This window comes from Thermobifida fusca YX (assembly GCF_000012405.1).
GTDB classification, from domain to species: domain Bacteria; phylum Actinomycetota; class Actinomycetes; order Streptosporangiales; family Streptosporangiaceae; genus Thermobifida; species Thermobifida fusca.
This window is the reverse complement of sequence record NC_007333.1, coordinates 2,215,827-2,237,815: the sequence shown is the minus strand read 5'-3', so window position 1 is coordinate 2,237,815 and position 21,989 is coordinate 2,215,827. Positions and strand designations below refer to the sequence as shown.

The following is a 21,989-nucleotide window of genomic DNA, read 5'->3' as shown; positions in this document are numbered from 1 at the left end:
GGATTTGTGGCTGGTGGAAAGGTCCCTGTACAGTAAGCGCCGTACTTTATGGTTAACGGTGTTTGCTAACGTTACCGCCATTTATCACAAATGAACACCCGAGGGAGACATTCATGTTCTCTGCGCTCGGCCGGTTCGCCTACCGGTGTCGGGCTTGGGTGCTCCTAGGCACGGCGGCGTTCGTCGTGTTCGCGCTCGGCTGGGGCACCGGGCTGTTCGACGCAGTCAGCGACGGGGGCTTCGAAGACCCTGAGGCAGAGTCCACCCGAGCCGCCGAGGTGATCGAGGAGAGGCTCGGCCACGACGGGGTGGACGTGGTAGCCGTCTACCGCAGCGACGAGCTGACCTTCGACAACCCCACATTCGCCAAGGCGGTGCAGCGAGCCGTCAGCGAACTCCCTGACGAGTACGTGGTCTCGGCCACCACCTACCTGGACGACGGGCTCAGCGACCTCGAACGGGGCGTGCTCATCTCCGAAGACCGCCACGCGGTGTACGTGCCCATCACTCTCGCCGGGGACGACGCGGTGGAGCGGATGGAGTCCTTCCGGCAGATCGCCCGCGACCTGGACGCCGGACCGCTGGACACCTACGTGGGCGGTCCGATAGCGATCCAGAACGAACTGTCCGAGCAGGCCCGGACCGATGTGGTCCGCGCCGAGCTCATCTCCCTGCCGCTGGTGCTCGTCCTGCTCGTCGCTATTTTCGGCGGTGTGGTCGCCGCATTGATGCCGCTGGCCGTGGGCGGTCTGGCGATCCTCGGCGCCCTGGTTCTGCTGCGCGCCCTCACCTACATCACCGAGGTGTCCGCGTTCGCCGTCAACGTCGCCAGCATCCTCGGCCTGGGCCTAGCCATCGACTACGGTCTGTTCCTCGTCAACCGGTTCCGCGAAGAGATGCGCCGCACCGGGCAGGTCACCAGCGCCCTGCCCGCCACCCTGGCCACGGCGGGGCGGACCGTCGCCTTCTCCGGGATTACCGTCCTCATCGCTTTTGCCGGGCTGCTGTTCTTCCCGCAACCCATCCTGGGATCGATCGGCTTGGGCGGGATCGCTGTCGTCCTGTTCGACCTCGTGGCCGCGCTCGTCGTCCTCCCCGCTCTGCTCGCCGTGGTCGGCCCGCGCATCGACGCGCTGCGGCTGCCCATCCGCGTGCGGCGCAGCTCCGGCACGGACGTCGACGACCGGGTAGGCGGCTGGTCGCGGCTGGCCCACAGCGTGATGCGCCGTCCCATCCTCTACCTGGTCACGGTCGCTGCCGTGCTCGTCACGTTCGCGTCGGCGCTGGCCTCTCTCAACGTCGGCTCCACCGACCAGCGCTACCTGCCCGACAACGCTGACAGCCGCCAGGCCACGCAGATGCTCCGCGAGGACTTCCCCGCAGGCGGGATCAGCCAGATCGACGTGGTCGTCACCGGAAGTGTCACCGACGACGACCTGGAAGCCTTCCGCGCGGAGCTCGCCGACCTGGACGGCGCGCACGGCGCCCAGATTCTCCGCACCGGCGACGAGACCGCCCACCTGGCCGTGACCTACGAGGGCGAGATCGACGACGACTCCACGTCCAGGCTGGTGCGGGACGTCCGCGCCGCGGAGCCTCCCACAGGCGCGGACGAGGTGCTGGTGGGCGGCCCAGCCGCGCAGCAGCTCGACAACACGGACGCAATCGTGCGGACCCTGCCCACCACCCTGGCGTTCGTCACCCTGACCACCCTCGTCCTGCTGTTCCTCGCCTTCGGCTCGGTAGTCCTGCCGGTCAAGGCGGTCATCATGGGCTTCCTGTCGCTGGGCGCATCCCTCGGTGCGGTCATCTGGGGTTTCCAGGAAGGGCACTTGGCCGACGTGCTGGCCTTCACCCCGGTCGGCACAATCGACCCCACCTACCTGGTGCTCATCATCATCGTCGCGTTCGGCCTCGCCATGGACTACGAGCTGTTCCTGCTCAGCCGGGTCCGCGAAGAGTACTTGGCGACCGGCGACAACACCCACTCGGTCGCGGTGGGGCTGCAGCGCACCGGGCGGATCATCACCAGTGCCGCACTGCTGCTCATCGTGGTGCTGCTCGCCATGGGGGTCTCCGGCCTGCTGCTCCTCAAGATCGTCGGTATCGGCCTGGCCGTGGCGGTGGTCGTGGACGCCACCCTGGTGCGCGCCCTGCTGGTGCCCGCCACGATGCGGCTGCTCGGCAAGGCCAACTGGTGGCTGCCTGGCCCGCTGCGCTGGCTGCACGACCGTATCGGGATTACCGAGAGCGACGAGGCCCCGCAGTCCACGCAGGACACGGCCGCGGCGGCGAAAGTCGGCTCCTAGCCGCGCAACCCGACCGATAAGGCGCCCTGGACGCCCGGGCGGCCCGCGAACCGGCGTCCAGGGCACGCGGCAGAGCAATCTCAAGAAACCTCTCTTTTCTTCCAGGAAGTCGGTGTTATTTTCATTCCAGGACGACGTAAGAGGGCCTCGAAAATCGTCCTATCGTTCTTTGCAGAGTGGAAGGGGAGGTTTTCGATGAACGGAGACGGAAGCAACTAGCAGCGAAAATAAAGACCGTGAGGGGGTGGATGGGAATAACTTCCACCCCTTCGTTGTCTATAAAATCCCCTTTAGAGACCAGATTCTCTCTGGTCTCTAAAGGGGATTATTCGATTTACTGGCGTGCGCTCCTGATGCGCTCGGCTAACGCAGCCAGTTCTGTGTCATCAGCACGGGCGTGGTCGTGAGAGGACAGGTAGCCCTCGTACCGGTGGAAATAAATGTCTACTGAGGAGTGCACGGCTCTCCAGGAGGCGCCTTCGTTTCCTGCTGTGCCGTGCATGGGGAAGAGTTTCGCGTGGGCATGGTCGACGCCATAGCCCTCGTACATGATTCCGGTGCGTGCCACATCCTCGAACGCATTGTCGAGGCATCGAGCCGCCTCACGAGCGGCAAGGTGAAGGGCGAGATAGGCATCGGTGTCCATCTGGACCACGTAGCTAGGTTGATGGATTTTGGGGATGACCACCGAAAACCCTTCGGTATTGGGGTAGATCGACAGAAATGCCAAATGGTGGTCATCCTCCCAGAACGGATGACAGGGTGCCTGTCCGGCAGCGATCGCACAGAAGATACAGGAAGAAGACAAAGGAAATGAACCCCCGAGGTTAGACAGAGCTCTTGGACGAAGCCCGCATCGATCCGGATGCCGGGCATTCAGGGTTGCGCGGACTGGACTGTTCGTCTAGCCGTAGTTCGTGGGTCCACAATCCCACTTTCCGATTCAATGACTGCACAGAACCGAAGCCGCCCAGGTACTTCAAGACGTCAAGGCTGGCGAGCGCAGCAGCAGGCATATTGGTCGAGCCATGAGAGGGAGACTGATAGCGACTGTTGATGCGGGATATCAGGATATCGAGCTCTGTATTCCCTGGGGAGTCCCGAGCAGTGAGTCGTTGACAAGCCCAGCACCCGGTCACACCAGGGATGACTAAGGGGCCCCATACCGCAATGTCATTGACATAACACACGTTAAGCCAGACCTGTCCGGTGGTGACGCAGTGAGCGTTGACGAGTTCGGTGATCCCTGGAGAGTCGGCTGAAAGCACGATCAGGTCGGCTTTGGTAAGGGTATCAAGATCCGCGCGGTTGATGATACGCCGTTGCATGAGGGAAACCTCGACGGCGGAGTTACGGGAGCGCAATTCCCGTGCTAAAACCTCGCATTTGGGTCTACCGACTCGGCCCCGATGAACAGGTATTGTCTCGTCAAATTGCTTTTCTCGATGAGATCGCTGTCGACAAGGGTCACCTGGCCGACTCCAGCAGTGGCCAGATTGACGGACATCAGATTCCCGATACCACCGCATCCCAGGAAGACAACGTGACTTCTTGCCAGGCGTTCTTGAACTTCTTGCGGGTCGGCTCCTGAGAGCCAGTGGAATAAAGAATGTCGACTATACCTGTCTACCGGGTGATAGGAGTCGGCGGGAATGAGGTAAGGGCCGTTGTAGAGGATCGATACGAGCTCCTGGGAAAGTTGAGAAGAAAATCCGCATTCTCCTTCCAGAGGTTCTTGCCTCCGCTAAGGTTCGGGGAATCGAGTAGTAGCCGACGAGGCGGATCAGCGGCTCCCAGACGGATGTGGTGCTGAAGACTCGTTGAATGGATCCGGATCCGAGAAAGAGTCGACCGTCCTGGACACCGACTCGAACGTAGGGGGTAAGCACTCTCAGATTCCTCAACTGCACACCGGTCCACAGTGGACGCCTTTCTGAAACGTTCGGTGGATTCTATGTTTCCCACCATGAACGGTAGAGGCCTCGGAGAAGAACGGGGGAGAGATTGCTCGAGATTGCTCGCGCAGGGGAGGGAAATCTCTAGCAATCCTTCTTCACAATAGACAAACGGGGACTATCCCTGCGAAGGAGAGGACATGAAACTTCGCAAGCTTGGTACGACGTCAGTGAGTGGGAAGTTCCCGACCCTGTACGAAACCGACACGGGAGACATCGTTGTGCAGGGTTATCGGCTTGTTGACGCTGAGGCACTGGCTCAGTTGGAAAATGTGTTGCCTAACGAGGCGGCTGTCGTCGTCCCTCGAGAGCTGATGGTCCGCTTTGCCCCCAAGGATAACGGCGTGCGGGAATATGTGAGCGATGATGAATTCACTGATCTTTTCCGGGCCTATCGGTACACCGTGTGGCGTCTGGAAACCCGAAGCTGGTACGGAAACGTGGGGGAGGACAAGCCGTTTCAAGAATGGCTGGCCGGAAAAGACCCCGGAATCGAGTGGCTCAAACCGTGGTTGACCATGGTGCGGGAAGAGCTCGCCAAAGGGAAGCGGATGGAGAGGGTGCGGATTGTTGACGATCCGCCCTCAGACTACCTGCGTTGGGAGTTGCGGGCGACACCTTGAAATCTCGCAGCAGGCGAGGATATCCGCTACCTACCCCGGGAACATCCGGTGGTCGCGGAACTCCCCGACGAGGATTTCTGGATCTTTGACAGTCGCATAGGCGCGCGGTTTGAGTTCGACGGCGATGACGTCGCTGGCATCTGGCTCGACGATACTCCAGAAACTGTCGTCGCTGCGGTGACCACGCGAGACGCGGCGTGGCATCATGCGCTGACCTATACCGACTACTTGGCGACCAGAGTGCAATGACCGACTATCAGATGGCCTGTACCTCTCTTGGGGCGCGCTTGCGGGAGATCCGGGTAGCGGCCGGGCTGTCTGGCCGGGCACTGGCTCAGGCGTTGGGCTGGCATCCGTCGAAAGTGTCCAAGCTGGAATTGGGCAGGCAGACCGCTTCGGTGGAGGACCTGAAGGCATGGGCGGGAGCCTGTGGCGCTCCAGGTTCCATTGCCGAACTGCTCGCTATGCGCAGGACACTGGAAACCCACTATGCGAACTGGCGTCGTCAACTCGCTGGGAACCCGAGCCAAACAAGCGGTTTTCGGCGATCTGGAGAGGCGTACACGCCAGCTCCGGGCTGTTGAGACCTCGGTGGTTCCGGGACTGTTGCAGACCCCGACTATGCCCGGTGGGTCCTGCGCAGTGTGGTGGCCCCTGCATGGTGCGCCTGACGATGTCGAGCCCGGATGGAGCGTGCCCGTGTTCTCGACGATCCGGAAAAGACATTGGACATCGTTCTTGGGGAGCCAGTCCTGTATGCGCGGATCTGTCCAAGCAGGGTCATGGTCGGTCGGTTGGACCGTATCGTGGAGCTCATCGCACGCAAAGGCACGGTGATCGGAATTGTGCCGCTGCACGTCCGACTCCCCGCGATTCCCGAACACGGTTTCTGGATTTTCGACGATGACCGGGTGAACGTAGAAACCATTGGTGCGGAGCTCTCTCTCACCGATCACAACGCCATCGAGCCCTACCGTCGCGTGTTCGCGGAACTGTCCCGGGCAGCGCTGCGCAGGCAAGCAGCGCTCCGTCTGGTGGCCCGAGCTCGGTACCAGCTTGTCCCGGATCGGACGGGGATGGAAGACGGGAACGCCCCCACCAGCCGGACATGATCAGACCGGGGCCGGGACATGGCACGGCCCCGCTGCCCGGCAAGGGAGCAGCGGGGCCGCAGCGCGGGAGCCGTGGTGCGGGCTACAGCGCCTTCAAACCGTCGGGGTGGAACCGGACCCCGTTGACCTTCTCCGAGATTCCCGTGCGGTCCAGGTACGGGGTGATACCGCCCAGGTGGAACGGCCAGCCCGCACCGGTGATCATGCACAGGTCGATGTCGGCGGGCTCGGCGACCACGCCCTCATCGAGCATGATCTTGATCTCCCGGGCCAGCGCCTCCAGGGCACGGTTGAGGATCTCCTCCTCACTCTTGGGGGAGTCGCCGCCGGTGAAGAACGCCCGCACTTCAGGGTCGATGGTGAAGTCGGGGGCGTAGATCGTGGTCTTGCCCGCCTCCACCATTGCCTTGAGCTGCTCTGAGACGCGGAACCGGTCGGGGAACGCGGCGTGCAGGGTTTCGGCCACGTGCAGGGCCACGGCCGGGCCGACCAGTTGCAGCAGCATCAGCGGCGACATGGGCAGGCCGAGCGGCGCGACCGCGCGGTCGGCGACCTCCGGTTCGGTGCCTTCCTCCACCGAGGACAGCACTTCACCCATGAACAGGGTGAGCAGCCGGTTGACGACGAACGCGGGCGCGTCCTTGACCAGCACCGCGGTCTTCTTCAACTGCTTGGCGACAGCAAAAGCAGTCGCCAGCGTGGCGTCGTCGGTGCGTTCGCCGCGGATGATCTCCAACAGCGGCAGCACCGCCACCGGGTTGAAGAAGTGGAAGCCGACCACGCGCTCAGGGTGCTTCAGGTCCGCGGCCATCTCGCTGATCGACAGCGAGGAGGTGTTGGTGGCGAGCACCGCCTCGGGGGAGATGTGCTCTTCCGCCTTGGCGAACACCGTCTTCTTGACCGACATCTCCTCGAAGACGGCTTCGATGACGAAGTCGGCGTCGGCGAACGCCTCGTACGACAGCGACCCAGTGACCAGGGCTTTAATCCGGTTGGCCTTGTCGGAGTTGACCCGGCCCTTGGCGAGCAGCTTGTCGACCTCGTCGTGCACGTAGCGCACGCCGCGGTCCACGCGCTCCTGGTCCAGGTCGGTCATGACGACGGGGACTTCCAGCCGGCGGGCGAACAGCAGCGCCAGCTGGCTTGCCATGAGTCCCGCGCCGATGATGCCGACCTTGGTAACGGGGCGGGCCAGCGACTTGTCGGGGGCGCCCTTGGGGCGGCGGGCCCGCTTCTGCACCAGGTCGAAGGCGTACAGTCCGGCGCGGAGCTGGTCGCTGAGGATCAGGTCGGCGAGCGCTTCGTCTTCGGCGGCGAAGCCTTCATCCCGGGTGCGGTTCTTCGCTTCGGCAACCAGGTCGATCGCCCGCACCGCGGCGGGGGAGGCCCCGTGCAGCTTGGCGTCCACGGTCCACCGCGCGGTCGCCACGGCCTGGTCCCATGCCTCGCCCTTGTCGACTTCGGGGCGCTCGACGGTGATCTCCCCGGTGACCACTTTGGCGGCCCAGCGCAGCGACTCTTCGAGGAAGTCGGCGGGTTCGAAGATCGCGTCGGCGATGCCCATCTCGTAGACCTGCGGGCCCTTGATCGTCTTGTTCTGGGCCAGCGGGTTGTCGATGATGAGCTTCAGCGCCTTTTCCGCGCCGATGAGGTTGGGCAGCAGGTAGGTGCCGCCCCAGCCGGGCACGAGGCCCAGGAACACCTCGGGCAGCGCGAACGCAGGCACCCCGGAGGAGACGGTGCGGTAGGTGCAGTGCAGCGCCACTTCCACACCGCCGCCCATGGCCGCGCCGTTGATGAACGCGAAGGTCGGCACGTGGAGTTCGCCGAGCTTGCGGAACACGTCGTGGCCGAGCTTGCCGATGGCGTGCGCCTGCTCCCGGTTCTGGATCTTGGGCACCCCGTTGAGGTCGGCGCCTACAGCGAAGATGAACGGTTTGCCGGTGATCGCTACGGCGACGATGTCGGTGCGTGCGGCAGCGGCGTCGATCGCTTCGTTGAGGCTCAGCAGGCCGGCAGGGCCGAAGGTGTTGGGTTTGGTGTGGTCGTGGCCGTTGTCGAGGGTGATGAGAACGGCCTTGCCCGCCCCGTAGGGCAGTTCGACGTCGCGGGAGAGTGCCCGGGTGACGACTTCGTCGGCAAACTGTTCCCGCGCGGCCTCGATCGCGCTGATCACTTGGCGTTCCCCTCCCAGTTGGTGTTCTCCCACAGGACCGTTCCGCCCATGCCCATGCCCACGCACATGGTGGTCAGGCCGTAGCGGACATCGGGGCGTTCCGCGAAGAGGCGGGACAGCTGCATCATCAGCCGCACGCCCGAGGAGGCCAGCGGGTGGCCCATCGCGATGGCGCCGCCCCACGGGTTGACCCGCGGGTCGTCGTCGGGGATGCCGAAGTGCTCCAGGAAGGCCAGCACTTGGACGGCGAAGGCCTCGTTGATCTCGATGAGGCCGATGTCGTCCATGGTCAGGCCGTTGCGGGCGAGCAGCTTCTCGGTGGCCGGGATGGGGCCGACACCCATGACCTCGGGGTCCACTCCGGCGAACGCGAAGTCGACCAGGCGCATCTTGACGGTCAGGCCGAGTTCCGCGGCGACGTCTTCGGCGGCGAGGATCGCCCCGGTGGCACCGTCGTTGAGGCCCGCGGCGTTGCCCGCGGTCACGCGGCCGTGCGGGCGGAACGGGGTCTTCAGGGTGGCCAGCGCCTCCATGGTGGTGCCGGGTCGCGGCGGTTCGTCGACGGTGGCCAGGCCGTAGCCGTTCTCGCTGCTGCGGACCGCTACTTCGACCAGGTCAGGCTGGATCTTGCCTTCGGCGTAGGCTTTGGCGGTCTTCTCCTGGCTGCGCACCGCGTAGGCGTCGGCGCGCTCCTTGGTGATGGTGGGGTAGCGGTCGTGCAGGTTCTCGGCGGTGTTGCCCATGATCAGGGCGGAGGGGTCCACCAGTTTCTCGGAGAGGTAGCGCGGGTTGGGGTCCACGCCTTCGCCCATGGGGTGACGGCCCATGTGTTCGACACCGCCGGCGATAACGACGTCGTAGGCGCCGAAAGCGATGCCGGCCGCGGTGGTGGTCACCGCGGTCATGGCGCCCGCGCACATGCGGTCGATGGCGTAGCCGGGCACGCTGCGGGGCAGTCCGGCGAGGATGGCGGCGCTGCGGCCGATGGTCATTCCCTGGTCGCCGATCTGGGTGGTGGCGGCGATAGCGACTTCGTCGATGCGTTCCGGGGGCAGTGCGGGGTTGCGGCGCAGCAGTTCGCGGATGACCCGGACGACGAGGTCGTCCGCGCGGGTCTCGGTGTAAAGGCCTTTATTGGCCTTACCAAACGGAGTGCGCACCCCGTCGACGAATACGACGTCGCGGGCAGTTCGCGGCACGATTGCCCCTCCTTTATCAGGCGGATGGCGGGTTGTCGCCCCTATGCTACTCATCAGTAACTAATGCTGCGAGTATAGGAGAAAGCCGCCTTCCGGGGAATACTCCGCAGTAACCCGCGGCGTTGCCCACCGCAGCCGCAGACCGGGACACCGCAGCGGAGTCAGCGCAGTGCCGCTACCGCCTGAGGACGTCCCGCGGCACGGTACGCCGCTGCCAGCTCACGGCGCACCTGCAGCGCCAGCCGGCGCACCTCCGGATCTCCCACTGCAGCGAGGCAGTGGCGGTAGACCTCGCGCAGGACCCGCACCGCCTCCTCGGGACGGCCGGACCGTGCATACGACAACCCCAACTGGTAGTGGACGGCCAGCGTGCGCGGATGCCGCACACCGAGGCGGAGGCGGCGCTGGGCCACCACCAGCCGGAGCTGTGCCCGGCACTCGTCGTCCTGACCCATCCGCCGCAACGTCCGGGCCAAGCCCAACCGCCACGCCTCCACATCCTCCGCGGAGAACGCCGCCGAATGCTGCAGGACGTCACGGTAGTGGTCGGCTGCCTCGCGTAGCCGTCCGGCACGCCGGCACGCCACCGCGAGCCGGGCCCGGGCCAGCAGCGTGTCCGGGTGATGCCGACCCAGCCGCGCAGCCCGCTGCGCTACGAGCTGTTGCCAATGGTGCGCGGCGTCGCCGAAACGGTCGGCATCCTCGTGGCACACGGCGAGGTTCTCCCGGACGACCTCGGCCAGCACGTGGTGCTCGCCAAGCGTCCGGACCGCGTCGCTTAACGCCCGTTCGAACTCGGTGACGGCGATATCGCGCCGCCCAGTAGCGGCATACCGGCCGGCAAGGTTGTTGCGCGCAGCAATGGTGTCCGGATGCTCCTCGCCGTGCCGCTGAGCACATTCGGTCAGCACGCGCTCCAAAGCCGCGGTCTGTTCCGCTGCGTCAATGTCCTCCCCTCCGGCGGGAAGGCCAGGAGGAGCGGTAGGGGAACCGCACGACACTGCCCGCCGAACGGCTGAGAACCACGAGAAAACCAGGGACGCCAGTCTGCTGAGAACCGTGCGAATATTTCTCTTCAGCTCCAGAACAGACACGGTTCAATAACATCATGTGTCTGGGGTGCACGGTACCCGAAACAGTCCGCCACCGGCTATGGGGTTGGTCACCTCAAGTGCTGCGCCTCAACGGTCCGCGGCACGCAGCGCCTCGGCCAGCGCAGCCGCAGTCAACTCGATCTGCCAGTCACGGGCCTGGTGCGTGCGCAGGTGCTCGGCCACCGAGTCGACACTGACCTGGCTCGGCGGCGACCAGGCGAGACGGCGGACCGCATCCGGCTGCAGCAGGTTCTCCGTCGGCATGCCCACCCGCTCCGCGATCTCCGCGACCACGGAACGCGCCGCCTCGAGCCGCCGCGCCGCGGCTGGATCCCGGTCGGCCCACCGGTTCGTGGGCGGGGGCCCGTAGCCTGGCGGACTCGGCTGGGGCAGCTCCGCCGGTTTCATGTCCCGCACCCGGTTGATGGCTTTGAGCCACACCGGGACATAGCGGCGGGCCAGGCGGACCGTGAACGTTTTGATCGCGGTCAACTCCTGCGGGGTCCTGGGCATGGCCAGGGCGGCCTCCACGATCGCCGAGTCTTGCAGCACCCGGCCCGGAGACAGGTCGCGCTCCCGGGCAATCCGGTCGCGTTCCAGCCACAGTTCCCGAACCACACCCAAGCCGCGCTGGCTGCGGACCCGGTGGATCCCCGAAGTGCGCCGCCACGGATCAGGACGCGGCTCTTTCGGCGGAGCGGCCAGTACCGCCGCGAACTCCTGGCGTGCCCACTCCAGCTTGCCCGTCTCAGCCAGTTCAGCTTCCAACGCGTCCCGCAGCTCGATGAGGACCTCGACATCCAGCGCGGCATAGCGCAGCCAGTCCTCCGGCAGCGGCCGGGTCGACCAGTCCACCGCAGCATGCTCTTTAGCGAGCCGGACGCCCAGGACCCGCTCCACCATGGCACCCAAGCCGACCCGCTGGTAGCCGAGCAGCCGCCCGGCCAACTCGGTGTCGAACAAGCGCCGCGGGCGCAGGTGCACTTCGGTGAGACAGGGCAGGTCCTGGTGGGCCGCGTGCAGCACCATCTCGGCGTCGCCGACCGCGTCCCGCAACACCGACAGATCAGGACAGGCCACCGGGTCGATCAGCGCCGTGCCGGCCCCGGCCCGGCGTAGTTGGACCAGGTAGGCGCGCTGTCCGTAGCGGTATCCCGAGGCGCGTTCGGCGTCCACCGCGACCGGCCCGCTGCCCGCGGCGAACTTGGCGGCCACGCGTGCCAGTTCCTCATCGTCGGCGACGACCGGGGGAATCCCGTCTCTGGGCTCGCTCAGCAGGGGAGCTTCAGGCGTCTGTTCTGAGGCAGTGGACTCAGGATCGGGGCTTTCTTCGGTCTTGGAGTTCAGCACGTTCGCCACACCCCTACGGTATGTGCTCCCCGCTGCCGCCTGGGGGCCGCCCCAACCGACAAGCCCCGGCCGAGGCGGGGCCGTACAAGCCCCACCCTAACCGTCAAGCATCAGAACGCGCCCTGCGAGAGATATCCGTCACATCCACCGGGGGGAGTCCGGCGGCAACGGACAGCAGATCCAGCCAGGCGGCCCGGTGCGCGGACAGGTCTTCGGCCTCCGTCGGCGTCCACGAAGCCCGGACCTCCACCTCCGTCGTCGTGGGCTCCCCCGCTTTGAGGCCGAAGCCCTCCGTGGTGGCGCGGGTGACCGTCCCGCTCAGTGCGCGATGGTCCGCGCCCTGCGCCTCCAGGGCCTCGGTCAGCCAACTCCAGGCCACCTGGCCGAGCAGCGGGTCCCCTGACAAGTCCGGTTCCAGTTCGGCGCTCACATAGGCCACCATCCGGAACGGCCCCGGCCAGCCTCGGGACTCCTCCGGGTCGTACAGCACGATCAACCGTCCGAACGCCGCGTCCCCCTCGTCGGTGTGCACCGTCGCCGCCATTGCGACCGTATACGGGGCAAGGCGCCGCGGCGCAGGAATGTCCTCCACCACGATCTCAGGCCGCACCGTTCGGGTGTGCAGACTCTGCACTGCCCGCAGGAACGCGGGCGGAGCCTCATCAGACCTACTGTGAGGGGGCATGTGGAAGTTCAGCCTTAATCTTTTCGGGTCACCGGAAAGAGCACACTGACGACAGTGTCACGACTCCTGGCAGCTCCTGGAAGTTTTTGCCGGCGTGTCGGAGTTTCGTGATGATCTTGGGACATGCCGCGCGGTCACTCAGAGAGCATGGCACGATCAGAAGTGTGACGCTACAAGACTCTGCTTTTCTCCGGGCCTGCCGCAGGCAGCCCGTCCCGCACACCCCGGTATGGTTCATGCGCCAGGCCGGACGCTCCCTGCCGGAGTACCGGAAGCTCCGCGAAGGCGTGCCCATGCTGGAAGCCTGCGCCCGGCCGGACATGATCGTCGAGATCACCTTGCAGCCGGTGCGCCGGTACAACGTCGACGCCGCGATCTTCTTCAGCGACATCATGGTCCCGCTCAAGGCCATCGGCGTCGACCTCGACATCAAACCCGGCGTCGGCCCGGTCGTCGCCGAGCCGATCCGCGACCTTGCCGCCACTCGGCGGCTGCGTGGCCTCGAACCCGACGACGTGCCGTACGTAACCGAGGCGATCCGCGAACTGGTGCGGGAACTCGGCAGCCGTCCACTCATCGGGTTTGCCGGAGGGCCGTTCACGCTCGCCTCCTACCTGATTGAAGGCGGGCCCTCCCGGCACCACGAGCACACCAAGGCCTTGATGTACGGCGCGCCCGAGGTATGGACTGAACTGATGCGGCGGCTGTCCGCCATCACCTTGGAATTCCTGCGGGTGCAGATCGCCGCGGGGGCCAGCGCCGTGCAGCTGTTCGACTCCTGGGTGGGAGCGCTCAGCGCGGAGGACTACCGGGCCAACGTCCTGCCCTACTCCTCGTGGATCTTCGCCCAGCTCGCCGAGTTCGACGTGCCCCGCATCCACTTCGGGGTCGGCACCGGCGAGCTGCTGGGATTGCTTAGCGAGGCCGGTGCCGACGTGGTGGGCGTGGACTGGCGGGTGCCGCTCGACCAGGCAGCGCGACGGGTCCGTCCCCACACCGCACTCCAGGGGAACCTCGACCCGGCGGTGCTGTTCGCCCCGTGGAGCGTGGTCGCGGAACGCACCGACGACGTCTTGGCCCGCGCCAAGGCCGCCGAAGGCCACGTGTTCAACCTCGGCCACGGAGTGCTTCCCACCACCGACCCGGCAGTCCTAGAGCGGCTGGTGGAGTACGTCCACACGCAGACCGCGAACTGAGACCACGAAGAAGCCCAGTGCGTGCCCGTCCGAAACGGCCGGACGGGCACGGGGCTAGTCCCGGTCTTGGCCAGGGGCGGCTGGATCCTGTTCCTGGGCTGCGGAAGGCTCATGGGTAACCGGTGTGTCCGTGCCCGTACCTGCTGCGGTGTCTTCCTTGCGTCGGGAGCGCCGACGGCGCAGCCACACCACGGGCACGGCGGCCGCCGCAGCCACCACGGTGAACAGCAGCAGCCAGCCGATGACCACGACGACCACGTCCACCACGGTCAGCAGAGCGCGCCAGCCCGCAGCAAGACCCCCGACGAAGCCGGGGGAGTCGCCGTCGTCCACGGGGACCGCTGAAGAGGGCAGCCTCAACTCCACGTCCACCGTGGCATACGAGGTCTGATCGGCCAGGACCCGCTGCCGCGCCTGCATGGCCTCCAACTCGGCTTGGCGGGAGCTGATCTGCTCCTCGATCTCCAGAATGTCGCTGATCGTGTCCGCCTCGTCCAGCAGCTCCTGCAACCGCGCCACGGACTTTTCCGCGGAAGCCACCCGACTGTCGACGTCAGCGACCTCTTCGGTGACGTCCGTGACGCTCCGCTCCAGACTCTGCCGGGTCCCCAGCGCGGCGAACGCGTTGAGCGCCTCCTCATAGGAGTCGACCGGCACCCGCAGGCTCAGCCGTACTTGCGGGTTGCGTCCGGACGCCGCATTCGCCGTCTCGGAGGCGACGTACCCGCCGGCCTGCCGGACCCACTCTTTGACTTCCGCGGCAGCCTCGTCGACATCCTCGACGAGGAGGCTCATGGACGCGGAGTGGACCACCATCCGCTGGTCGGGGGGGAGCACGAGCAGGCCGTCCGTGTCCGCCGGAAGCGCTTCCGGAGCGGCGTCGGCGGGCTCTGCGACAGCGGGGACTTCACCGGCCGAGTCCCCGGCCAGGTTGGAGGAGGCACACCCTGCCAGGAGCAGGGCGGCAAACAGCGTGACGATCGATGCGGCACCCCTGCGGCGCTGCCGCGGCCGGGGGGACACGTTGGTGCTCATGGCTGGTGTGACGACCCCCACAGCCCCGGAGGTTCCTGGTCATCTGGTCACATAACGGTCACGGGGTAGCCGCTTGGAAACGGGGGGTGGTGCAAGGCTTCTAAAAGTATCTGGGAAGCTGGCGGCATGGACACCACACCACACACCGTGGTGGTCGGTGGCGGCGTGTCCGGTCTGGCCGTCGCACACCGGCTCGCCCGCAGCGGACACCGCGTCACCGTGCTGGAAGCCGCGGCACGGCCCGGCGGCAAACTCGCGGTGGAGAAAGTCGCAGGGGTCTCCGCCGACGTCGGCGCGGAAGCAGTCCTGGCCCGCCGTCCCGAGGCGCTCTCCCTCATTGACGAACTCGGTCTCACCGAGCGGGTCACCCACCCAGGAACCGTGACCTCGCAGATCTACAGTCGCGGCAAGCTCCGGGACTTCCCGGAAGGCCATGTCATGGGAGTGCCCAGCGACTTCGCGGCCCTAGCCCGCAGCGGGGTGCTCTCCCCGCTCGGCGTGCTGCGCGCCGCCCGCGACCTCGTCTGGCCCGCCACCCCCGTCAAGGCGGACGTCCCGGTCGCCACCTACATCGGGATCCGGATGGGCCGCGAAACCGTCGACCGTCTCGTGGAACCGCTCTTGGGCGGTGTCTACGCGGGCCGCGCCGACCAACTGTCCCTGGACGCCACCCTGCCGCAGCTCGCCTCGGCCGCCCGCACCCAGCGGTCCCTGGCAGCGATCGCACGCGACACACACTCCCGGACCGCCCGCCCGACCGCAGAGCCACCGCCTCCGCTCTTCGCCACCTTGCGCGGCGGCCTGGCCACCCTGATCGACGCCCTTGCCGCACAGCCAGGCGTCACCGTCCGGACCGCCACCCCGGCCCGGGACCTGCGCCGCACCGAGCAGGGGTGGCAACTGGCCGTGGGCGACCCGCCTGCCGAAACGGTCGATGCCGACGCGGTCGTGCTGGCCTGCCCCGCGCCGGAGGCGGCACGCCTGCTGCGCACGATCGCCCCGAGCGCCGCAGTGGAACTGGGCGGTGTCCGCTACGCGAGCATGGCCGTGGTCACCCTCGCCTACCCGCTCTCCGCGTTCCCCGCCCCGCCTACCGCCAGCGGATTCCTGGTGCCCAGCGTGGAAGGCCGCACCATCAAAGCGGTGACCTTCAGCAGTGTGAAGTGGCCGTGGCTCGCCGCGGAGCTGCGCGACGCCAACCCGGGGGAAGAGATTGTGCTGCTGCGCTGCTCGCTCGGCCGGTTCGGCGACGACGCAGTCGTGGACTACGACGACGACACGCTGGTGGCCCGGGCCACCAGCGACCTTGCAGACCTGTGCGGGGTGTCCGGACCGCCAGTGGACAGCCACGTCACCCGCTGGAACGCCGGACTCCCCCAGTACACGGTGGGCCACCGCGATCGGGTCGCCCGGATCCGGTCGGCCCTGGACGGTATCGACGGGCTCGCCGTGTGCGGCGCCGTCTACAACGGCGTGGGTATCCCCGCGTGCCTCAGCAGTGCTGAAGAGGCCGCGCGCCGTATCACTCACACAACCGGAGGACAAAGGAGTCACAGGTGAGTACGGAAACCACCACTCCCGACGTTGAGGAACTCAACAAGCTGATCCGCTACACCATGTGGTCGGTGTTCCGGATCGGCGACATCACCGCGCTGGACCGCGCCGCTGCCGGAGACGAACTGACCGGCTTGCTGGACGCGGCCGCGGAGAAAGGCACTGCCACCCGGGGCGTCTACGACGTGCAGGGCTTCCGCGCCGACGCCGACGTCATGTTCTGGTGGATCGCGGACACCCCGGAACAGCTCCAGACGATCTACGCCGACTTCCGCCGCACCGCCTTGGGCCGGGCCAGCACCCCGGTGTGGTCGGCGATCGGCATCCACCGTCCGGCGGAGTTCAACCGGGGCCACGTCCCCGCCTTCCTGGCCGGGGAGGAACCGCGCGAATACCTGTGCGTCTATCCCTTCGTGCGGTCCTACGAGTGGTACCTGCTGCCGGAAGAGGAGCGCCGTCAGATGCTCGCCGAGCACGGCCGGATGGCCGCACCCTTCCCGGACGTGCGCGCGAACACCGTGTCCACTTTCGGGCTGAGCGACTACGAGTGGCTGCTCGGCTTCGAAGCCAACGAACTGCACCGCATCGTTGACCTGGTGCGGGCGCTGCGTGCCGCCCAAGCCCGCCGGCACACCCGCCTGGAGATCCCGTTCTTCACGGGCAAGCGCAAGAGCGTCGCGGAACTGGTGGAGGCCCTGCCCTAGTCGAGGCGGCCGTCCCGCCCCGTTCCTGGCTGTGCGGCGCCTCCGCCTTCGAGGCGGAGACGCCGCACCCCAGAAACCGTCCGGTCAGGGGCGCCGCCGCAGCGACATCGGTGCCAAGACCAGCACGAGCAGCATCAACAGCGCGCTGGAGTAGAGCAGCAGGAGCCCGCCAGGAGCGTCCATCGCCCACGCCACCAGGCATCCCGCGCCTCCCACGAGAGACGCCACAACGGTGTAGGCCGACCGGCCGCGGGGCTTGGGGTAGCGGATCGAACTGACCATCAGCCAGGCCACCACGAGGATCGCGAGGCTCCCCACGTACACCGGCGGGTGCAGCAGCACGATGACGATCACCGTCATCGCACCGAACGGGCTGGGCAGGCCGGTGAAGTGGCGGTCCCCGGGAGACTGGCAGGAGAACCGGGCCAACCGGACCACGACCGCCAGCAGGACTGCCGCCGCGACCACAAGCACCAGCACCGAACCAGCGGAGTGGGTGAAAGCACCCCAGGTGACCACGAAGAACGCCGGGGCGAACCCGAAGCTGATCACGTCGGCCAGGTTGTCGAGCTCGGCGCCCATTGCGCTGCCGCCGAGCCGGCGCGCCACCCTCCCGTCGAACAGGTCGAAGGCTGCCGCACCCAGCAGCAGGATGATGGGCATCGTGACCGCTTCGCGGGGCAGCGGTCCCAGGGCACCGGACGCGGTGTGCGCGAGCTGTGCGGTGACGAGCTGGCAGACCGCCATGAACCCGCACAGCGCATTGCCGAGTGTGAGACAGTCGGCTACGGAGAGGCGCGGTTCCGTCCGAACCGCCGTATCCGGTGGTGCGGTCACCGGATTAGTCGCGGTCGAGGCGGGTTTCGCCGGCGCGGACCTTCTGTCCGACCTCCACCGCAGGCGCAATGCCCGGGGGGAGGTAGACGTCGACTCGAGAACCGAAGCGGATGAGACCGATTCTCTCACCCTGCTCGACCTTCGCACCGACCGGGTGATACGGGACGATGCGGCGGACCATCGCCCCAGCGATCTGGATGACCGTGACTTCGCCCACTTCGGTGTCGAAGGTCCAGATGACGCGTTCATTACGTTCGCTGTCCTTGTCGAAGGCCGGGAGGAAGCCGCCGGGACGGTGTTCGACCCCGGTGACCACACCGGCGATCGGAGCCCGGTTCACGTGAACGTTCAGGGGGTTCATGAACACCGCGATCCGGGTCCTGCCATCGGGCAGTGGATCGACGCTCTGGACGACACCGTCGGCGGCGGAGAGAAAGCGACCACTCGCGGGGCCACGGTCGGGGTCACGGAAAAACCAGGCCATCCCCGCCGCCAGGGCTACTACGGGGACTGCGAGCGCCTTGCGCGTTCGCGAACCCCGGCTCGTAAGTACGGCCAGACCCGCGGCAGTGAAGGCGGGAAGCAGCCAGGGGGCGGAGCCGCGAGCCATCCGCGGAACCAGCCGTCGTGGTCCGGCTGGATGACGCTTGGGGGTCATAGGGGAGAACCTTCGTCAGAGATGTTCCACAGGGGTAAGGGGAGGGGTGACATGAAGAAGGATGCTATTCCACTGTGTCCTCTGCTTCCAACGTCAAAGCGATGGAGTTGATGCAGTAACGGGCATCGGTAGGGGTGGGATAACCCTCCCCGTAGAAGACATGTCCCAGGTGGGAGCCGCATCGGGCACAGCGGACCTCGGTGCGCACCATGCCGTGGGAGAGATCCTCGTGCAGGGTCACCGCGGAACTGTCTACAGGATCATAGAAGCTCGGCCACCCGCACTGGGCGTCGAATTTGTGTTCGGAACGGAAGAGTTCCGCCCCGCAGGCCCGGCAGCGGTAGACGCCCTGGGCTGTCGTCGACACGTATTCGCCGCTCCACGGTGGTTCTGTGGCACCGAGGCGGAGTACGGCAAACGCTTCAGGGTCGAGGATCGCCCGCCATTCTTCTTCGGATCGCTGGACCGGTGGATTCTGTTCGCTCATGGGTAATGACGCTACCCCTTCCCAGGATTCTTTACCGGTTTCCACCTCTGAGGAACGTAAAGGGATTTCTAGAGCTTCATGTCCCTTTTCTTCATATGTGGGAGGTTCTTGGTCGGGGGTGGTCGGGTAGCGGCCCGCCGAACGAGAGTACGGAGGTGGGCATGTCCGTCGCACACCGGCAAGCGGTGGGCCGCCGCCGCTCGCCTGCCAAGGGAGCACGTATCCGGCAGCGCGCCGCACATCCCAGGCGGGCCAAGAACCGCGGGGCCGCGCCCCGGAAGCGGAGCATCAAGGCGTGGCTGACGTCGCTGGACTGGACACACCGGTACCCGATGTCCGATGGCCGCCTGATGCTCATCCTGATGGCGTTCAGCGTCGTGGCTGTGGCTGCGGCACTGCTGACCGCTGAAGCCCTCGCTGCGTGGGCCAGCACCTCCGGGGATCTGATCCCCGCGCTGCTGAGCGCAGTCCTCGTCAGCGCGCTCTTCGCCGTGGCACTGGTTCCCGTGCGAGGAGAGCTGCGTCGGCGCCGCGGAAGACGCAGCACCGCAGAGTGAGAACGGACGGGACGGGCCGGAGCCGTCCTCTCCAGCCCGCCCTGTCGCGGTCCGCGCGCTATCCGGTCAGACGCTGCGGCGGGCAGGACGGATCCCGGGTTTTCCGCTGCCTTCCAGCCGCCGCGCAGGTTCAGGAGGGCAGGGCTTTCGTCACCCCCTTGAGCACCAGGAACGACCGGTCGATCACGGTGACGTCGCTGCCGGCGGGCAAGTAGGGGCGGCCGGCCACCTCAGGGTCGGCCGTGTCGACCACCGTCTCCCACGCCGCGCTGTAGCTGGGACCGGGCAGGGTGAACTGCACGTCGTTGATCCCCGCGTTGAGCAGGAGGAGGAACGAGTCGTCGCGGATCCGGCGGCCCATCCGGTCCGGCTCGGTGATCGCGTCGCCGTTGAGGAACACGCCGAGGGCGCGCCACCCCCGCCCCCAGTCGGCATCCTCCATGAGCGTGCCGTCCGGGCGCAGCCAGGCGATGTCGCGCTGCTTGCCCCGCCCGGGGAGGGCCCCCTGGAAGAAGCGGCGACGCCGGAACACCGGGTGCTCCCGGCGCAGCCGGGACAGGGTGCGCACAAAGTCGAGCAGGTCGGCGTTGCGGCGGGCGAGCTCCCAGTCCACCCAGGAGATGGGGTTGTCCTGGCAGTAGGCGTTGTTGTTGCCGTGTTGGGTACGGCCGATCTCGTCGCCGTGGGAGAGCATGGGCACGCCTTGGCTGAGCATGAGCGTGGTCAGCATGTTGCGCATCTGGCGGCGGCGCAGCGTGGCGATGGCAGAGTCGGTGGTGGGGCCTTCCGTGCCGTGGTTCCACGAGCGGTTGTCGTCGGTGCCGTCCCGGTTGTCCTCCCCGTTGGCTTCGTTGTGTTTGCGGTCGTAGGAGACGAGGTCGGCCAAGGTGAAGCCGTCGTGGCAGGTGACGAAGTTGATGGAAGCCACGGGGCGGCGCCCGTCGGCCTGGTAGAGGTCGGAGGAGCCGGAGATGCGGGAGGCGAGCTCCGGCAGTACGGGGTAGCCCCGCCAGAAGTCGCGGACAGTGTCGCGGTATTTCCCGTTCCACTCGGTCCACAGGGGCGGGAAGTTACCGACCTGGTAGCCGCCGGGGCCCACGTCCCACGGTTCGGCAATGAGCTTGACCTGGGAGATGACCGGGTCCTGCTGGACAATGTCGAAGAATGTGCTGAGCCGGTCCACGTCGTGGAACTCCCGGGCGAGGGCGGCGGCGAGGTCAAAGCGGAAACCGTCGACGTGCATGTCGAGCACCCAGTAGCGCAGCGAGTCCATGATGAGCTGCAGCGAGTGCGGGTGGCGCACGTTGAGGCTGTTGCCGCAGCCGGTGTAGTCCAGGTAGTAGCGCGGATTGTCTTCCCGCACCCGGTAGTAGGCGAGGTTGTCGATGCCGCGCAGGGACAGGGCGGGGCCCATGTGGTCGCCTTCCGCGGTGTGGTTGTACACCACGTCGAGGATGACTTCGATCCCCGCCTGGTGGAGGGCCTTGACCATGGTTTTGAACTCCTGGACTTGATGGCCCCGGGTCCCGGTGGCGGCGTATCCGCTGTGCGGCGCGAAGAACGCCAGGGTGTTGTAGCCCCAATAGTTGGTGAGCCCTCGGGCGACCAGGGCGTGCTCCGGCAGGAAGTGGTGGATCGGCATGAGCTCCACCGCGGTGACGCCCAGGGAGAGAAGGTGCTCGATGATGGCGGGGTGCGCCATTCCGGCGTAGGTGCCGCGGAGCGGCGGCGGCACGTCGGGGTGGCGGATGGTCATCCCGCGGACGTGGGCCTCGTAGATGACCGTCTCGTGGTAGGGGATGTTGGGGTGCTGTTCGGCCCCCCAGTCGAAGAACGGGCTGACGACGACGCAGGTGGGGACGTAGGGGGCGCTGTCGTGGTTGTTGACCCGGCCAGGGTCGGCAAAGTGGTAGTCGAAGAGGGACTCGTGCCAGTGAATCTGCCCGTCGATGGCCTTGGCGTAGGGGTCGACGAGGAGCTTGTTGGGGTTGCAGCGGAGGCCACGTTCCGGATCGTAAGGTCCGTGGACGCGGTATCCGTACCGCTGTCCGGGACCCACCGTCGGCAGGTAGCCGTGCCAGACGTGGCCGTCCTGTTCGGTGAGCGGAACCCGAGTCTCCGCCCCGTCGTCGTCGAACAGGCAGAGTTCTACCCCGGTCGCGACTTCGGAGAAAAGCGAGAAGTTGGTTCCGGACCCGTCGTAGGTCGCCCCGAGCGGATACGCGTGACCAGGCCAGACTTCCACCATGGGCATCGGCGCCCTTCTGCGCTGTGTGGACTCGGACAGAAGCGTTGTTCCGCTCTCGCGGAGGTCTATGCCTTGACTGGGCGTCGGCACCCCCTTTCGTCCTGTGGGGACTCGTGTGGGTCCTAGTACCCTCAGGCGTGCCACATCATCGGAAATATCCGCGAACAGGAGCGAGCTCTGGCAGCGCAGTCCGGTGGCGCTGGGCTGCGC

19 protein-coding genes and 3 pseudogenes are annotated in these 21,989 nt (G+C 66.7%); 9 read left to right on the top strand and 13 right to left on the bottom strand.

Going from position 1 to position 21,989, the window contains the following annotated elements; all coding sequences use genetic code 11:
- Positions 1 to 113: 113 nt before the first annotated feature.
- Positions 114 to 2,309, top strand: a complete 2,196-nt coding sequence (locus TFU_RS09410) for an MMPL family transporter (RefSeq protein WP_011292336.1) — start codon at positions 114 to 116, stop codon at positions 2,307 to 2,309.
- Between the two features lie 334 nt (positions 2,310 to 2,643).
- Here the strand turns inward: TFU_RS09410 and TFU_RS09405 are convergent, their stop codons facing one another.
- Genes TFU_RS09405 through TFU_RS16330 form a run of 3 tightly spaced genes read right to left on the bottom strand, consistent with a single transcriptional unit; the run spans position 2,644 to position 3,828 of the window.
- Complete coding sequence (locus TFU_RS09405; RefSeq protein WP_011292335.1) at positions 2,644 to 3,117, bottom strand: HIT family protein; 474 nt, start codon at positions 3,115 to 3,117, stop codon at positions 2,644 to 2,646.
- Between the two features lie 19 nt (positions 3,118 to 3,136).
- Positions 3,137 to 3,730, bottom strand: a complete 594-nt coding sequence (locus TFU_RS16335; RefSeq protein ID WP_255266150.1) for a ThiF family adenylyltransferase — start codon at positions 3,728 to 3,730, stop codon at positions 3,137 to 3,139.
- Positions 3,682 to 3,828, bottom strand: a complete 147-nt coding sequence (locus TFU_RS16330; protein ID WP_255266149.1) for a ThiF family adenylyltransferase — start codon at positions 3,826 to 3,828, stop codon at positions 3,682 to 3,684. Before TFU_RS16330 ends, TFU_RS16335 begins: the two co-directional genes overlap by 49 nt.
- A gap of 576 nt (positions 3,829 to 4,404) precedes the next feature.
- Here TFU_RS16330 and TFU_RS16195 point away from each other — a divergent pair.
- From TFU_RS16195 to TFU_RS09390, 4 genes and pseudogenes are all read left to right on the top strand, one after another.
- Positions 4,405 to 4,602: pseudogene (locus TFU_RS16195) on the top strand (hypothetical protein); the annotation flags it as partial.
- Positions 4,603 to 4,608: 6 nt separating this feature from the next.
- A pseudogene (locus tag TFU_RS09400) lies at positions 4,609 to 5,136 on the top strand (DUF6879 family protein).
- Entirely contained in the window at positions 5,133 to 5,471 is a 339-nt protein-coding gene (locus TFU_RS15845) for a helix-turn-helix domain-containing protein (RefSeq protein ID WP_324969502.1), read from the top strand. Before TFU_RS09400 ends, TFU_RS15845 begins: the two are co-directional and overlap by 4 nt.
- 99 nt (positions 5,472 to 5,570) lie before the next feature.
- Positions 5,571 to 5,999 (top strand): annotated as a pseudogene (locus TFU_RS09390) (Scr1 family TA system antitoxin-like transcriptional regulator); the annotation flags it as partial.
- 82 nt (positions 6,000 to 6,081) lie between these two features.
- On the opposite strand, the gene TFU_RS09385 reads toward TFU_RS09390, so the two are convergent.
- The 5 genes from TFU_RS09385 to TFU_RS09365 form a co-directional block, all read right to left on the bottom strand.
- On the bottom strand, positions 6,082 to 8,175 hold the full coding sequence (locus tag TFU_RS09385; protein ID WP_011292328.1) for a 3-hydroxyacyl-CoA dehydrogenase NAD-binding domain-containing protein: 2,094 nt from the start codon (positions 8,173 to 8,175) through the stop codon (positions 6,082 to 6,084).
- Complete coding sequence (locus tag TFU_RS09380) at positions 8,172 to 9,374, bottom strand: thiolase family protein (protein WP_011292327.1); 1,203 nt, start codon at positions 9,372 to 9,374, stop codon at positions 8,172 to 8,174. Before TFU_RS09380 ends, TFU_RS09385 begins: the two co-directional genes overlap by 4 nt.
- A 161-nt stretch (positions 9,375 to 9,535) precedes the next feature.
- Complete coding sequence (locus TFU_RS09375) at positions 9,536 to 10,285, bottom strand: tetratricopeptide repeat protein (protein WP_370491963.1); 750 nt, start codon at positions 10,283 to 10,285, stop codon at positions 9,536 to 9,538.
- Between the two features lie 270 nt (positions 10,286 to 10,555).
- Positions 10,556 to 11,827: an HRDC domain-containing protein gene (locus tag TFU_RS09370; protein ID WP_016188886.1), complete on the bottom strand. Its 1,272-nt coding sequence runs from the start codon at positions 11,825 to 11,827 to the stop codon at positions 10,556 to 10,558.
- A gap of 94 nt (positions 11,828 to 11,921) precedes the next feature.
- Entirely contained in the window at positions 11,922 to 12,503 is a 582-nt protein-coding gene (locus TFU_RS09365) for a DUF3000 domain-containing protein (RefSeq protein ID WP_011292324.1), read from the bottom strand.
- Between the two features lie 236 nt (positions 12,504 to 12,739).
- Between TFU_RS09365 and hemE the strand changes: the two genes are divergently transcribed.
- The gene (hemE, locus tag TFU_RS09360; protein WP_016188885.1) at positions 12,740 to 13,699 is read left to right on the top strand and encodes a uroporphyrinogen decarboxylase; all 960 of its coding nucleotides are present in this window, start codon (positions 12,740 to 12,742) and stop codon (positions 13,697 to 13,699) included.
- A gap of 54 nt (positions 13,700 to 13,753) precedes the next feature.
- Here the strand turns inward: hemE and TFU_RS09355 are convergent, their stop codons facing one another.
- Positions 13,754 to 14,734: a DUF4349 domain-containing protein gene (locus TFU_RS09355; protein WP_041428116.1), complete on the bottom strand. Its 981-nt coding sequence runs from the start codon at positions 14,732 to 14,734 to the stop codon at positions 13,754 to 13,756.
- A 126-nt stretch (positions 14,735 to 14,860) separates the two neighbouring features.
- Between TFU_RS09355 and hemG the strand changes: the two genes are divergently transcribed.
- On the top strand, positions 14,861 to 16,294 hold the full coding sequence (gene hemG / locus TFU_RS09350; protein ID WP_011292321.1) for a protoporphyrinogen oxidase: 1,434 nt from the start codon (positions 14,861 to 14,863) through the stop codon (positions 16,292 to 16,294).
- 56 nt (positions 16,295 to 16,350) lie between these two features.
- On the top strand, positions 16,351 to 16,992 hold the full coding sequence (gene hemQ, locus TFU_RS09345; RefSeq protein ID WP_370492668.1) for a hydrogen peroxide-dependent heme synthase: 642 nt from the start codon (positions 16,351 to 16,353) through the stop codon (positions 16,990 to 16,992).
- Between the two features lie 84 nt (positions 16,993 to 17,076).
- On the opposite strand, the gene pssA is transcribed toward hemQ, so the two are convergent.
- The 3 genes from pssA to msrB all read right to left on the bottom strand — a co-directional run bounded on the left by pssA (position 17,077) and on the right by msrB (position 18,974).
- Positions 17,077 to 17,829, bottom strand: a complete 753-nt coding sequence (gene pssA, locus TFU_RS09340; protein ID WP_081430420.1) for a CDP-diacylglycerol--serine O-phosphatidyltransferase — start codon at positions 17,827 to 17,829, stop codon at positions 17,077 to 17,079.
- Positions 17,830 to 17,833: 4 nt separating this feature from the next.
- The gene (locus TFU_RS09335; RefSeq protein ID WP_011292318.1) at positions 17,834 to 18,487 is read right to left on the bottom strand and encodes a phosphatidylserine decarboxylase; all 654 of its coding nucleotides are present in this window, start codon (positions 18,485 to 18,487) and stop codon (positions 17,834 to 17,836) included.
- A gap of 64 nt (positions 18,488 to 18,551) precedes the next feature.
- Positions 18,552 to 18,974: a peptide-methionine (R)-S-oxide reductase MsrB gene (gene msrB, locus TFU_RS09330; protein ID WP_011292317.1), complete on the bottom strand. Its 423-nt coding sequence runs from the start codon at positions 18,972 to 18,974 to the stop codon at positions 18,552 to 18,554.
- Between the two features lie 161 nt (positions 18,975 to 19,135).
- Here msrB and TFU_RS09325 point away from each other — a divergent pair, with 161 nt between their 5' ends.
- Positions 19,136 to 19,531, top strand: coding sequence for a hypothetical protein (locus TFU_RS09325; protein ID WP_016188881.1), 396 nt, complete (start codon positions 19,136 to 19,138; stop codon positions 19,529 to 19,531).
- 130 nt (positions 19,532 to 19,661) lie between these two features.
- Here the strand turns inward: TFU_RS09325 and glgX are convergent, their stop codons facing one another.
- The gene (glgX, locus tag TFU_RS09320; protein WP_196794338.1) at positions 19,662 to 21,779 is read right to left on the bottom strand and encodes a glycogen debranching protein GlgX; all 2,118 of its coding nucleotides are present in this window, start codon (positions 21,777 to 21,779) and stop codon (positions 19,662 to 19,664) included.
- Between the last annotated feature and the right edge of the window lie 210 nt (positions 21,780 to 21,989).

Coding starts and splice junctions, on each gene's coding strand:
- msrB (WP_011292317.1), bottom strand. CDS start 18,974: ATGAGCGAACAGAATCCACCGGTCCAGCGATCCGAAGAAGAATGGCGG.
- TFU_RS09410 (WP_011292336.1), top strand. CDS start 114: ATGTTCTCTGCGCTCGGCCGGTTCGCCTACCGGTGTCGGGCTTGGGTG.
- TFU_RS15845 (WP_324969502.1), top strand. CDS start 5,133: ATGACCGACTATCAGATGGCCTGTACCTCTCTTGGGGCGCGCTTGCGG.
- TFU_RS09325 (WP_016188881.1), top strand. CDS start 19,136: ATGTCCGTCGCACACCGGCAAGCGGTGGGCCGCCGCCGCTCGCCTGCC.
- hemG (WP_011292321.1), top strand. CDS start 14,861: ATGGACACCACACCACACACCGTGGTGGTCGGTGGCGGCGTGTCCGGT.
- TFU_RS09365 (WP_011292324.1), bottom strand. CDS start 12,503: ATGCCCCCTCACAGTAGGTCTGATGAGGCTCCGCCCGCGTTCCTGCGG.
- glgX (WP_196794338.1), bottom strand. CDS start 21,779: ATGGTGGAAGTCTGGCCTGGTCACGCGTATCCGCTCGGGGCGACCTAC.
- hemE (WP_016188885.1), top strand. CDS start 12,740: ATGCGCCAGGCCGGACGCTCCCTGCCGGAGTACCGGAAGCTCCGCGAA.
- TFU_RS09335 (WP_011292318.1), bottom strand. CDS start 18,487: ATGACCCCCAAGCGTCATCCAGCCGGACCACGACGGCTGGTTCCGCGG.
- TFU_RS09355 (WP_041428116.1), bottom strand. CDS start 14,734: ATGAGCACCAACGTGTCCCCCCGGCCGCGGCAGCGCCGCAGGGGTGCC.
- hemQ (WP_370492668.1), top strand. CDS start 16,351: ATGTGGTCGGTGTTCCGGATCGGCGACATCACCGCGCTGGACCGCGCC.